Source organism: Achromobacter sp. K91 (assembly GCF_003576205.1).
Lineage (GTDB): Bacteria > Pseudomonadota > Gammaproteobacteria > Burkholderiales > Burkholderiaceae_B > Achromobacter > Achromobacter aegrifaciens.
The window spans coordinates 1-13537 of the sequence record NZ_QWFB01000052.1 but is presented as its reverse complement, the minus strand read 5'-3'; the positions used below and the strand labels follow the sequence as shown (position 1 = coordinate 13537).

Genomic DNA, 13537 nt, shown 5'->3' with positions numbered 1-13537 from the left:
CGACGCATCGGGACAGGGAAGGGCGAGCCATGCGCCGTTCCCATTGCAACAGGAGACAAGAAAAATGGCGAACCAATGTAGAACGGCGGTCGAATGGCTGATCATCCTGACGCTTGGCTTGATGGTGTTGCTGGTGTTCGGCAATGTGGTGCTGCGCTATGGATTCAATTCAGGCCTGGACATATCAGAAGAGTTGTCGCGTTTTCTCTTTGTCTGGCTGACGTTCGCCGGCGCGGCGCTGGTGTTGAAGGAGGGCGGGCATCTGGGAGTGACCGGCCTGCTCGATGCGCTGCCCCCGCGGGGGCGCCAAGTCTGCCGCGTGCTCAGCAACGCGATCGGCGCGGCGGCTTCCGGCCTGTTGGCAGTGGGCGCATGCCGCGAGACCATCACAGGCATGGGCAATCTGGCGCCGGTCACGGACTTGCCGCTGGGCGTGGTGTATCTGTCGGCGGCGTTGGGCGCGTCGTTCATGGCCTTTGTTTTTCTACAGGCCCTGTGGCGCGCCGTTGCCGGCCGGGCGGGCGTCGATGACGCCGGGCGCGCGGACATGGCGGAGAAGCGGCCATGACGCTCGCCGTGTTCCTGCTTTCCCTGTGCGGAGCCATGGCCGTGGGGGTGCCGGTGGCGTTTGCGCTGTTGGCTTGCGGCATCGCCTTGATGCTGCACCTCGATCTCTTTGACACGCAGATTCTTGCGCAGAACATGTTGGCCGGCGCGGACAACTATCCGCTGATGGCCGTGCCGTTCTTCATGCTCGCCGGAGAATTGATGAACATGGGCGGACTGTCGCGCAACATCATCCGCATGGCCAGCGCACTGGTCGGCCATGTGCGCGGCGGCCTGGGCTATGTGGCGATCATCGCCGCCGTGACGATGGCCAGCATATCCGGGTCGGCGGTGGCCGACACCGCCGCGCTGGCGGCCATACTCATCCCCCTCATGCGCAGTGCGGGCTACGACCTGCCGCGCGCGGCGGGGCTGGTCGCCGCGGGCGGGATCATCGCGCCCATCATCCCGCCGTCGATAGGCTTCGTGGTGTTTGGCGTGATCGGCCAGGTATCGATCACCAAGCTGTTCATGGCAGGCATCGCGCCCGGACTGGCCATGGGGCTGGCGCTGGCCGTCACCTGGTGGCTCTGCGCCCGCGGCGAATTCAAGCATCACCGGTCCGAGCCGTTCCGCATCTCCAGGCTGCTCAGCGCCTTGCGGGAAGGCGTATGGGCGCTGGCGCTGCCTGTGCTCATCATCGGCGGGATGAAGCTCGGAGTCTTCACGCCTACCGAGGCCGCCGTGGTGGCGGCGGTCTATTCCATGCTTGTGGGTATGTTCGTCTACAGGGAGTTGACCTGGGCGATGCTGCCCAAGGCATTGCTGGCGGCAGCCAAGACCTCGAGCGTGGTCATGTTCCTGGTGGCCGCGGCCATGGTTTCGGCGTGGCTGATCACCGTGGCGAACATTCCGCAGCAGGTTGCGGAATTGCTGGAACCCTATGCCGGCAATCAGATGCTGCTGATGTTCCTGATGATGGCGATCGTGGTGGTGGTCGGCACCGCCCTGGATTTCACGCCCACGGTGCTAATCCTGACGCCGGTGCTGATGCCGCTGGTCAAGCAGGCGGGGATAGATCCCGTCTATTTCGGCGTGCTTTTCATCATGAACAACGCCATCGGCTTGCTCACGCCACCCGTCGGCACGGTTCTGAACGTGGTTTCAGGCGTGGGCAAGGTGCCGCTGTCCGGCGCGATCAGGGGGGTGACGCCGTTTCTCGTCGCGCAGCTATTCCTGCTGGCGCTCTTCATCGTGTTCCCGGCCCTGGTAACCGTGCCGGCAAGTTGGCTGTATTGATGATCTACCCTGGAGAAAAACCATGAAAACCAGAATTGCTTCCGTGTGCCTGGCGCTGGCAGCGCTGTTGCCCGCGGTTACGCATGCCGCCGAGCTGAAGTTCGGGCTGGGCATTGCCGATGACCACCCCTTGGCCGTAGGCGCCCGGAAATTCGCCGACCTGGTGAAAGAGCGCAGCGCCGGGCGGCTGACCATTGCGACCTACAGCAGCAACCGGCTTGGATCTGATCCGCAGATGCAGCAGGCGCTGCAGGCGGGCGTGCAGCAGATGATGCTCGGCCCGCCATCGAACCTGGTGGGCGTGGTGCGCGATTTCGCCATCTTCGATCTGCCTTTCACGATCACGAACTACCAGGAGGCCGATGCGCTGCTCGACGGCCGCACCGGCGCGCTGTTGTTCCAGAAGCTCGAAGGTGCGGGATTGGTCGGCCTGGCGTACTGGGAAACCGGCTTTCGCGAAGTCACCAATTCCAAGCGTCCCATCGTCAGGGCCGAAGACCTGGCGGGCCTGAAGATACGTACCATGCAAAGTCCGGTGTTCCTCGAAAGTTTCAAGGCGCTGGGAGCCAATGCGGTTCCGATGCCGTTCACCGAGGTCTACACGGCGCTGGAAACCCGCGCCATCGACGCGCAGGAGAACCCGGTGGGGATCATTCAGAGCGCCAAGATCAACGAGGTGCAAAAGTATCTGTCCCTGACCAACCACGTCTACAACCCGAGCGTGGTCATGGCCAGCAAGAAATGGTGGGATGGGCTTTCCGAAACCGACCGCGGCATCGTACGCGGCGCGGCGCGCGAGGTTGCCATGTTCCAGCGGCGGCTGGTCCGCGAGGAGGCTGCCAAAGTGCTGGACCAGCTGAAACAGGACGGCATGGTGATCAACGAGATTCCTGCCTCCGAATTGGCATTGATCAGACAGAAGACGCTGCCGGTCGTACGCAAGTATTCCGAGAAGCTGGATCCGGCGGTGCTGGCGGCGGCCAAACACGATCTGGCTGAAGTTCCGGCCGGCGGTAAGGCTCAGTAGCGCCGCGCAGGGGAGAGTCATGCAACTTAAGCTGTCCGTCCGCGTGCGGGCGCGGATGGGGCAGGCACTCCGTCGATGTCCGAATTGACAAGGGTGCTTACCGACGGTTGCGGGTGCGGCGGGGCTTGCGCAGTTAAGGTTTTGGGGTCGCACGGCATTCCCGATCCAGGAGACTGAGGCCCCCATGCATTCCACGCAATCCTACAAGACCGTTATCCCGCGCCAGTCCGCGAGCCGCTCGCCGTTGGGCTGGCTGCAGGAGCGTACGCAGTTCGTCCGGGCGCTGCTGTCCAATCCCGCGGCCATAGGCGCTGTGGCGCCGTCCGGCCCGGCACTGGCAGCGGCCATCACCGCCTGCATACCGCCCGGCGCGGGCAAAGTCCTGGAGCTGGGCTGCGGCACAGGTGTTTTTACCCGCGAAATGCTGCGCCGGGGCGTGGATCCGGCCAACCTGGTGCTGGTCGAACAGGACATGGCCATGAGCAGCAGCTTGCAGGCGCAGTTTCCGGAGGCAGCGGTGCTACGGGTGCCGGCGCAGGAACTCTGCCGCAAGCGCCATCCCGAGATGGATGGCATCGGCGCCGCCATCTGCGGCCTGCCGTTGCGCAACATGAGCCATGCGCATCACCAGCAACTGCTGGCCGCCGTGTTCGACGCGCTGCCGGCAGAGGGCTCGATGGCGCTATTCACCTATGGCGTGCGTTGTCCGATATCCGCCAGTGTGCTGGAGGCTTGCGGCTTGCAGGCCAGCAAGGTCGGGTTCGTGCCGCTGAACCTGCCGCCGGCGTCGGTGTACAGCCTGGCCCGGCGGGCCTAGGCCGCGCTGGTTGGCATGGGCTCGTCCTATCCAAATGGGCTAGGGCAGGGTATTGCAAATAACTAATTGACACGAAAAGATCGCTCAACCAACATCGCAGTCATAACTATTGGCGGCCTGGGACACGTGCGTGCGGGGTAGACAGCCACGTCGTAGCAGGCCGGCAGGGTTCTGGAACACCAACGATTCCGGAACCCAACGAGGAGACTGCAATGCGTTCATCCCTGATCGAGAGCGCGGCGCGGCGGCGCCTGTTGGCTGGCGGCGCCAGCGCGCTGGCCGCAGCGGGCCTGGGACGCGCGGCCTTGGCCGCGGAACAGAAAGCCGCGCCAGCCGCGGCCGCGCCACCGGCCCCGGCATCCGCCGCCAAGCCGCTGCCGGCCTACGCGGCCTGGAAGCAGCCCGATGCGATGATCGTGCACAGCGCCAACACCATAGAAACGCGGCGCGAGGCATTCGGCAGCGGGGTGGTCACGCCGCTGCGCCAACTCTACGTGCGCAACAATCTGCCGCCGCCCGACGAGTCCATCGTGGCCGACCGCGACGCATGGGTCCTTGAAATTGCCGGCGTGGCAAAACCCATGTCGCTGAGCGTGGGGCAGCTGAAGAGCATGGGCCTGCAGACGCTGGCGATGGTCTTGCAGTGCTCGGGCAATGGCCGCGGCTATTTCCCCAACAAACCCAGCGGCACGCCTTGGCAGGTCGGCGCGGCCGGTTGCGTGATCTGGAGCGGCTTGCCGGTCAGCGTCCTGGTCGAGCATTGCGGCGGACTGGAGGCGGCCGCCGTGTACATGACCGGCACCGGCGGCGAGAAGCTGCCTGACGGCCTGGATCCGAACATGGTCATGGTCGAGCGCTCGGTGCCAAAGGAAGCGATGCGGGATGCGCTCCTGGCCTGGGAGCTCAACGGCGAACCGATACCGCTGGCTCATGGCGGCCCCTTGCGCCTGATCGTGCCGGGCTACACAGGCGTGAACAGCGTCAAATACATCAAGCGGCTGGCCTTCACTGAAAAGGAAAGCCCGGCCGCGATCCAGCAGACCGGCTATCGCCTCGCGCCACCTGGGCAGAAAGGGAATCCGAGCCAGCCCTCTGTCTGGGCCATGGGCGTGAAGTCGTGGATCAATACGCCCAATCCGGCTGCGTCCACCCTGAAGGCCGGGCGCGTGGTGGTGCAGGGCGTGGCGTTTGGCGGCACCAACGGCATCAAGCAGGTCGAGGTCTCGATAGACGGCGGCAAGAACTGGCAGAAGGCGGAGCTGGTCGGCCCGGACCTCGGGCGCTATGCCTGGCGCCAGTTCGCGTTGCCGGTGGAATTGGCGGCGGGCGAACACGTGCTGGTCAGCCGGGCCACGGATACCGAGGGCCGCGTGCAGGAAGAAGAGCGTCCGCAGAATTCCGGCGGCTACATCAATAGCAGTTGGCGCGATCACGCCGTGACGGTGGTGGCCAAGGCATGACGGCGAAAACGCCGGCATCGCCTTGGAAGAGCGCGTTGAGCGCCGGATTGCTGAGCACCATCCTGTCTGGTCCCGTGCAGGCGGCCGAGCCCGACATGGAGGCGGGCCGCGCCTTGTTCGTCGGCGCGACGCCAGCCTGTGCGATATGCCACACCCTGAACGACGCGCAATCCAGCGGCGCCATCGGTCCCAAGCTCGACGAAATCAAGCCCGATGCGGCGCGCGTGGCGACGGCCATCCGCAATGGCATCGGCCAGATGCCGGCTTATACGAGCTTGTCGGATCAGGAAATCGAGGTATTGGCGGCATATGTGGCCAAGGCGACTGGGGGGCAGCCCTGAGCGGACTCCAGTTGCGGTGACGTTCCTCCGGAAAAAACCGGGCTGCGTCATACTCAATTTGGAGGATGTTGTGGTGGTGTTTGAACGAATCCACGCGTGGTAAAAATTCGAGAGCAACGCTCCCACGATCCATGCTCCCAGTAGCTTTCCGCGCTCTCTGAAGCGCAACGGTGCTGAAGTCTGGCTGCCGGGTATGCCGTCTCTTCAGGTGCCTGCCATGCGACAACTCGTATCCTGGTCACTGCTCGTTGCGCCTGCCACGATGGCGGCAGTGTTGTCCTTTTCCGTGGGCGCACAGTCGATGCCACCCCCCCAGGCCGAGGCCTCGAATTGGTGCAAAGAAGCCAGGAAAGCGCTGACAGATGCCAATGGCAACGCGGTCGAGTGCGCCGCGGTTGCGAAGCGCTGCATCAAAATGAATAACTACTGGTGCCAGAAACATGGGGCCAGCTATTGGCGGGGAACGACCGACGCGCAGGGCAACGACGGCAACCGCGACGTGGACGGGCATGCGATCTTCGATTCGCCGGCCTGGTCGGCCCGCGCGATTGCGATGGACCTTCGGTCCAAGTACCGGCGGGGCCTGGTGTCTGCCGTGGATATTGCCGCAGCGCATTCGCCATGGTGCGACACGCTGGGGTCAAAAGCTGTCGTCAACGGGCATGGCAGGACCTGCAAGGATGGACGGGCAAAGCCGGCTGCGACCTTCGCGGGCCCGTGGTGCGAAGCGCCAAAGAAAGCGGCGCCCGGGACGGCCGATTGCGCTGCGGGCTGCAATTGCCCGCCTGAAATCGCGAGCGTGTTGGTGCGCGACTTGAACCTCGATATCAATGCGGACTTGAAATTGTTCGATGCCGCCGGTATGCCTCTGCCCAATCTGACAATTGTGCTTCGGAATCTGGCATTGCAGGAGCAGGGCGTCCGAGTGCGTACCAGTGTCATCGAACAAGGGATCGGTCAACTCGGAAAATGAAAAAGGCGTATCAGTGATTCAGTTGTCTCGGCGGTGTCGCGACCATCGAGTTCGACAGAGGAGGGCGCGTGTCATACCCAACATCTCGTTGCATCGTCCGAACAGCCGTCAGATTGGCGTTGGTGAGCTTCGCGGGTGGTATATCCGGATGCGCCTGGACACCGCCAAATGCCTATCCGGTTCTGGACGTCTGGAGCGATCCCAGCAAGACGAACACAGGAGAAAAAACCAATGCGCAAAAGGCATTCGACCTGTCGTCCGAAACCACCGTTGACGACGTCGTTGCGAAGCTGCAAGTGCAGACCGAATACTACCGCTACCGTTCGGAAAGGGCGCGGACCGGGGGGCTTGAGCTGCGTACGGGCGCGATTGGCGGCGCTGTGACGGGAGCCGTAGGCGCGATTATCGGCAATGTTGCTACGACCGCAGTGGGAGCGGGCATCGCGACGGGCTCCGCATTGTTAATGGCGCAGTATTCCCTGACGGCGCAGGACGCCATTTTTTCGGCGGCAGCGGCTCAATTGACTTGTGTCGTGGCTGCGGCAAGTCCGGTTCTGGGTTCCAGCCGACTGGTCCCCGAGCTGAAAAATGCCAGTAATCGCATCTTGGGCAATGTCCAGTCGAGCTTGTCGGCGTTGCAGCCCAAATGGCCCAGCGCAAGTGATCTGGCGCAGGCCTTCGATAGTGCTCGCGGTGCGCTCGCGAAAATAGCGAGTCAGCGTGAAGACGCCGCTGTGGACACGTTGGTAAGGGCCAACCTTGTTTCGTGCATCGAAACCGGCCGCCTGGCATCGGAATCCATTGTGCAGAAGTAAGGTTCAGTTGCGCTACGGGCTTAATACGCATAATGTGTATTATGTAAAGTGATAGATCTAGCGAGATTGGCCTTCCACGTTCAATCGCAAGTAAATGCGTCTATTTAAGAGAAGCACCGTACACTTCCTAAGACACTGGTTCCAAGCGACGACACTTTTTAAGACAGGGTGTTCAGAGCTGTACAGGGAGGTATCTTGGCAGGCTGCGGAGCATCCTCTATCACGATTCACCATAGGCTCTCTCCACTCGATTCGTCAAGGACACGACATCCCACACGGCGAATTGGTAAGCTGCTTACCAAGATGTCTCTGCCCGCTTTAGGAGCTAAGACCGCGCAGTTTGCAGAACAGCTAGAAGTAACTGCCCTCTTGATCGATTTATGAGGCTAGATTGCATGCCGAAGGCCCTCTAGGCCCTTCTAGATCGGCAATAGCGTTGTCTCCAACGAACAGCACTTCATCAGCACTACAGCCAAGTTGGTCGAGCAAGAATTGATAGCTTTGTAGCTCATCGCATAGGCATCCAGCTCCGCTAAATGCGACGTTAAGTCAGGGGTTCTCGCGCAGCAAGAAGCTGTTCGGACAGTTCTTCGAGCTGAAGATCTACGTTCATGTCACAATCCGCGTATGAAGCCAACCACCATTCGTACAGTGACGCGTCCGCTTCCAGAAGGAGGCGAGCTAGTTCTTTATCAGTTGGTGTTGCCGGAAACGCGTTCGCGTCCGTTGCGTTTTGAAACCGTGCTTCAGGTTCATAGACCACCGAACCCTTATTTGGTTGGGTCTCCTGAACTGGCCCGTGCCATTGCACAGCGTGCGGGGATTCTGGATAAAACGGGTCGGCTTAGAAAGCCGTTTCGATAGCCAACCGGCGGCGCACCAGGCTTTCTTCAGTAGGTGCCCTAGAATTGTGTTCCCCCCTACTTTCACTAAGCGCGGAATTCAACGACGGTCCTCGTGTGAGGACAAGAACGTCATTCATTTTTCACTTAGGAGCTCATGCCTACGCGCGAAAGCGCGTTCTAACGCCTCATTGGGTTGCGGCGGCTGCACCACAAGGCTTGGGCGACGCACTGTTGATCCGCAAGCGTAAGGTTGACGATTTCGCCTTGTTCAAGCACGTGCTGTGCCGCGTCCCTCAGGGCAAAAATGATGAAGTCGGTCATCGAGCCCCTCTGAAGTTCGGTAGCACGCCTAAGCTTCTCATGAAGGTCAGCGTCGATCGGAATTTCGAGATATGTAGTAGACATCATATTGGCCTTCTGTTCCAGAATCCCGCGGCCACACAACGGCCGTCGAATGTCGGCAAACTCCTGGCTCGTGCCAGCGTCCACGCTAACCGTCTGCAGCATCTGGCCGGACAGCGCCCGGGTGTACTGAAAATTGAGAGTACCTTTGCCTTCGGCAAAGAAGCGCGCGTCCTGGCTGGCCTTGAGCTGCCCAAGATCGTTATAGACCTGCGCGTCCACGTACTGCGTCGGTAGCGGCGGTGCCTTCTAGCTGGGAGCATATCGCCGCAATATGCGATCACTGCCACTACCGAGCCTGGACCGAACTTCATTCATGTCGTATGGCTCGCCTGTACCGATCTTCAGGGCTCGTTTGCCGTTCAAAGAGGAAGTGCTTTCCAAACCTGATTGGGAACGGCCATCAGAAATCGAGAAGCCGCTGACCTCACCAACGATGATTTGCGTAAACTCGTGCCCGTCGTGGTCAATCTTACCGATCGATTCGACTTGAAAGGCGACTCCTATTGGTACCAAGCGTTCGGCTTCCAGACCACCATCCTCGGCAAACGGAGAAATCGGCTTGGCACTAGGGGCATAGGCGGCTATGAAGTAGGCTGTTGTGTTTCGAATCTTGCCTCGTACGTCAACTTCCGAGAAATCCAACAATGAGTGGGGACTCTCCGTAAATGAGATGAAGTCCCTGGTGATCAATATATCTCCGACCTCCAGTCCAGAGTGAGGGTATTGATCGGGTGTATCGGTCGTTACTGCACGATAGATCTTGACGGACGGTTCATCCGTCGATTCGCCCGGTAATGTCTCAAGCGCAGTTTGCAGTTTCATAGCCAATGACTTGGTCTGGGAAATTTCGTCAAGCGTTGCCCCCTCCTCTGGACCACTTCGTAGATAGCGATTCACGACTCCACTGTTAAAGGTATATCTCCCGATAGCGTCGCTCAATTCCGAGGATTGGTAGGAACCGCGTTTTGTCTCGTCGAACTCGTATCCACGTGCGTCAATCTCGTCGGGTGTGGCACCGATGATCTTTACTTGACGGTCAAGTGCCGATTGTGATCGCTCATCTTTCTTTTCTTCGAACTCAAAAAAAGGCAAACCGCTTAGGTGCGTTAGCATTTCGGCCACGTCAGAGTCTACTGAGGCGATGCGCACGCCCGTCGAGCTACCTGGCGAGACATGCCCCGGAACATGAGCGAGTTTTGCGCGCTTCTTCTCAGGCTCATCATCATTGTCCGCCCCCATTAATCCCGCCAAATCTTGCCGCATCACGGGGTCGTTGCCCACCATGCAGTACAGATTTTGCCCATCGACAGTGCCGGCCGGATCCGGACTGATCCACCTCCCGATCCAGGGCTGGTAGTAGCGAAAGCCGTAGTAGTACAGCCCCGCCGCGTCACGCTCCTTACCCGAGTAGCGGATGGTCTTGTACTTGGCTTCACTCTGTGTCGTCGCGGCCCACACCGCCGTGCCGCCGTACGGGTAGTACTCCTCCTGCGTAATGATCGCGCCCGTCTGGTCCGTTTCGATCTGACACGAGTCCTGCCGGTCGCCATAGCGGTAGCGGATCTGCTGGTTGGCGATGTCGTCTGGTTTGTTGTCCGTCCAGTTCAGTACCCGTGCGCCGTCATCGAGAACGATCACCTCCAACTGCTCGCCGGCGCTCCGGCTGCGTATTTCCAGCCCTGGCAGGTAGATCGCGTCGGCCTGGTTCCAGATGCTGCCCGTCCAGGAATATCCAGTCTTGCGCACGCGCCGGCCGTCGCCGCCGTAGGCGTAGCTCTCGCGATCGTCGCCCTGCGCCGGGTCGGCGGCATTGCGCTGGATCGTCACCAGATGCTGGAGCTGGTTGAGCCCGCTCCAGTACATCGGCTGATTCGTGTTGCCATCCAGACAGTTGGCGTTGCCCGCCGCGTCGAAGTAGTTCTCGACCGTGGCAGCCGTCACACTCGTCGCATTGAGATTGCTCACGGCACGGTTGCTCGCGGCCGCTACGGTCATCGAGCGAATCGACGCGCCATTGCCAGGTGTGATGCCCGTCAGGTTGCCGCCCAGGTCGTACGTGTAACTACGGCTGTAGTTGCGGTAGTTCACAGGGTTGGGCGTAGGTGGCGCGGAGACCCCGGGATTGTCGGTATTGCGTGGGATGCTACTCACCGTGTTTTCTCGCCCGCTGCCGCTCAGGAGCTGGTAGAGCGCATCGTAGATGTACGCACGGCTGCGCGTTATCGCCTGATTGTTGAAGTAGGCGATCTGCGCGGCGTTGTCTGTCATGCCCACCACATTGCCCACCGGATCATAGGTGTAGTTCAGGTCCTGCAGCACCGTTGTGGGTGCGCCCTGCCGGGTGACCTTGATCTCAAGCACCCGCTGGGTGTTCTGCGGTTCGTAGGTGTAGACAGTAGTAATGCCGTTGGCATCGGCCTTGGTCTCGATCTCGCCGCCTGCGGCGTAGGTGGTCGCCGTGGTAACGCTTTGCTCCCCGGCCCCGTTGGGCGTGACCCAGCCCGCGCTCTTGCGCCCGGTGACGTCGTAGGCGCTGCGTTGCCTATGCCCCCGGGCGTCGGTCTGCTCCAGGACCTGGCCAAAAGCGTTGTAGGCCCAAGCCGTGGGGTAATCTCCCTGAGCAAGCTTGGCCTGCCAGTCAGCGCCCGTGCCGATTGTCCAGTCGCTGGGGGTTTCCGGCGGCAAGAGGCGACGAACTTGTTGTTGCGCGGCCCCTTGCAGCGCATAGCCAATCGCACCGGTATCGAGCAGGCCTGCGGTGTCGTAGTGCTGCACGACCTGACCACGCTGGTTCAGATTGCGTGGATCGGTCTTGTCGGTCGCCTCGTACGTGCTCGGCGGTGGTGCGAGATCGCCATAGACCCAGCGCTCACGTACCTCAGCTGACTGGCTGTCCAGGGTTTCGGCACGTGAGCGCGGACGGCCCAGGGCGTCGAAGGCATACGTCTGAGTGGTGCTGCGGGCGTCCTGGCGCCAGACCTGACGACCTTCGATGTCGGCAAACGTTTGTGAGGTACCCGCGTCGGCACTGATCGTCTGCAGCACCTGACCGGAGAGCGCCGGCGCGTATTCGAAATTGCTGATGCCCGTGCCGAAGAAGCGCGCGTCCTGGCTGGATGTGAGCTGGCCCAGATCGTTATAGACCTGGGCGTCCACGTACTGCGTGGTCGCGTCGCTGGCCCGGCTGCGGTTATAGCGCAGCGTGCGCACCGTCTGCCCGCGGTTGTCGCGCACCGTGATTTTGGGGGTGCCTACATACAAATTGCCCATGAGTCCCTATTTGCGGAAGAGACAAGGATCGGGGCATCCTACTTCCCCGACCGGAGCACGACTTGTTCTCTCTAAACAATCACCTTGGATTTCGGGGGCACAGCCGCTCATGCGCATCAGGAAATCGCGGTAAACAAACAGGTCGACGATCTTGCTGCGGGAACCCTAATTCGGTTCCAGGCTGGAACTACTATTCGGGGGGAGCAGGTCAACCATATTAAAGAGTTATTTAATACGCTCAATCACAATAAAAGAGAGCTTTAAATGAACCGCAGCACAGGCACCGACGCCACCTCTACGACATTGGGCGAGCCGGTGCGGGCCCATATGCCGTATCTGCCTGCTCTACAATAGCAGACGCCCATGTCGTTCGCTCCATGATCGACCGAAACTTGCTACCGCCAAGATTTCCCCTCAGATCGATAGCTAGCTCTGTCGCAAGGACGGGGGCAGGTTGACGTGCTCCCAGCCGAGCGGCGACAGATACTGCAACAGGGCGTCATCAACGACGTGGCCATGGCCACGCAACACGTTCACCTCCCGTTCCGAGTAGACGGTCTTCCACAACATGATTGCTGCCGTCAGGAGATTGAGGCCATTGGCCCGGTCATAGGGGCACAGCCAAATCCAAGTGTTCAAGCTTGACGAAACTTATATCGCGCCCGAGAGCTGTAAGCGGGCGTCCCCCAATGGAGATCGTGACTGCTCTGGCACTTATCGGTCCGTGCAGGTGCACCTCATCGTTGTTAGAATGCGCGCCCATCAAAACCGCACGCGCGTCGAGAAGCGTCCTTTCATCTTTTATTGAAGGAATTGGTTTGGATGGGTCATTTGCACGGGAATTATTAAATGACCTCCCCTGATTTACTATCATTTGAACGAAACGCTTGCCATAGAGGCTGGCAAAATCCTTTAATGGATAAAATTTATTTGTATCTGATTTTATCTTGTAAAGATATTCCTTGCTCTCATTGCCAATAATCGCAATTCTTTTCTGTGCCAATTTATCTTCAGCATTGAATGCGCGAGGTGTGTTTTTAAAAAATTCAGCAACCTTTTCTAGGTTTTTTCTTTCGCTATCCCACTGGGGTCCTATTGCGCTAAATTCTCTTGAATTAAATACACTAACTTTATCCTCTTTAAGAAATCTATCTACACCTGCGCGGGAAAATGCGGCGTAAATTGTATCTTTTCCAAACAGCATGGTGGGCCACGCCGAATGGGTTAGCATGGGGTGGACCTCTCGGGCAACAAAGCCCGCCTTTTCGATGACAGTAGGATTGCGACTATCATAGCGATAGGCGGTCACAGGGAAACCTTCGGCTTCAAAACTGCTCCACCTTTTTTCAGGCTCTGGCCAATCCGGAGTATGGACATATCTCCAGCGCTCCTCCTCCGGAATGTCATTAATATTCTTGACCGTATACTGCGTCTCGCGGCGACTCTCCGTGTCATCGTTTTTGCTTGCCAGTTCACGTTGATCCATCGCCGCCGGATATTGACCGTCGTCGCGGCCGCTATCACTCGTCATGAGGCCGTCAGCATCCCTGCGCGTCGCCGGATTATTCCCCACCATACAGTACAGATTCTGTCCATCCACCGTGCCGGCCGGATCGGGGTTGATCCATCGCCCGATCCAGGGCTGGTAGTAGCGCATGCCGTAGTAATAGAGGCCTGCAGCGTCACGCTCCTTGCCCGAGTAGCGTATGGTCTTGTACTTGGCTTCGCTGGTCGAGGCC

The 13537-nt window shown here is 60.0% G+C and carries 11 protein-coding genes and 1 pseudogene; 8 read left to right on the top strand and 4 right to left on the bottom strand.

From position 1 onward, the window contains the following. Positions 1-64: 64 nt before the first annotated feature. From DXK93_RS24935 to DXK93_RS24900, 8 genes are all read left to right on the top strand, one after another. Positions 65-568: a TRAP transporter small permease gene (locus tag DXK93_RS24935; RefSeq protein ID WP_119451473.1), complete on the top strand. Its 504-nt coding sequence runs from the start codon at positions 65-67 to the stop codon at positions 566-568. Beyond that, positions 565-1845, top strand: a complete 1281-nt coding sequence (locus tag DXK93_RS24930) for a TRAP transporter large permease subunit (RefSeq protein WP_119451472.1) — start codon at positions 565-567, stop codon at positions 1843-1845. The genes DXK93_RS24935 and DXK93_RS24930 overlap by 4 nt, the downstream gene beginning before the upstream one ends. 22 nt (positions 1846-1867) lie before the next feature. Then, positions 1868-2872 carry a TRAP transporter substrate-binding protein gene (locus DXK93_RS24925; protein ID WP_119451471.1) on the top strand — a complete coding sequence of 335 codons (1005 nt, stop codon included), beginning with the start codon at positions 1868-1870 and terminating at the stop codon, positions 2870-2872. A gap of 184 nt (positions 2873-3056) precedes the next feature. Beyond that, positions 3057-3689 carry a class I SAM-dependent methyltransferase gene (locus DXK93_RS24920; RefSeq protein ID WP_119451470.1) on the top strand — a complete coding sequence of 211 codons (633 nt, stop codon included), beginning with the start codon at positions 3057-3059 and terminating at the stop codon, positions 3687-3689. A gap of 212 nt (positions 3690-3901) precedes the next feature. After that, entirely contained in the window at positions 3902-5149 is a 1248-nt protein-coding gene (locus DXK93_RS24915) for a sulfite oxidase (RefSeq protein ID WP_054454437.1), read from the top strand. Next, complete coding sequence (locus DXK93_RS24910) at positions 5146-5490, top strand: cytochrome c (RefSeq protein WP_054454435.1); 345 nt, start codon at positions 5146-5148, stop codon at positions 5488-5490. The genes DXK93_RS24915 and DXK93_RS24910 overlap by 4 nt, the downstream gene beginning before the upstream one ends. A gap of 217 nt (positions 5491-5707) precedes the next feature. Then, on the top strand, positions 5708-6463 hold the full coding sequence (locus DXK93_RS24905; protein WP_147400277.1) for a hypothetical protein: 756 nt from the start codon (positions 5708-5710) through the stop codon (positions 6461-6463). Between the two features lie 68 nt (positions 6464-6531). Next, on the top strand, positions 6532-7278 hold the full coding sequence (locus tag DXK93_RS24900) for a hypothetical protein (RefSeq protein ID WP_147400276.1): 747 nt from the start codon (positions 6532-6534) through the stop codon (positions 7276-7278). Positions 7279-8300: 1022 nt separating this feature from the next. On the opposite strand, the gene DXK93_RS32400 is transcribed toward DXK93_RS24900, so the two are convergent. From DXK93_RS32400 to DXK93_RS32550, 4 genes and pseudogenes are all read right to left on the bottom strand, one after another. After that, the gene (locus DXK93_RS32400) at positions 8301-8747 is read right to left on the bottom strand and encodes a DUF1778 domain-containing protein (RefSeq protein ID WP_233564610.1); all 447 of its coding nucleotides are present in this window, start codon (positions 8745-8747) and stop codon (positions 8301-8303) included. 27 nt (positions 8748-8774) lie between these two features. Beyond that, positions 8775-11798, bottom strand: a complete 3024-nt coding sequence (locus DXK93_RS32395) for an RHS repeat-associated core domain-containing protein (RefSeq protein ID WP_119451467.1) — start codon at positions 11796-11798, stop codon at positions 8775-8777. A gap of 450 nt (positions 11799-12248) precedes the next feature. Further along, positions 12249-12404: pseudogene (locus DXK93_RS24885) on the bottom strand (Tn3 family transposase); the annotation flags it as partial. Between the two features lies 1 nt (position 12405). Next, positions 12406-13537 (bottom strand): RHS repeat-associated core domain-containing protein (locus tag DXK93_RS32550; RefSeq protein WP_147400275.1); only part of this gene is annotated, 1132 nt, incomplete at its 5' end.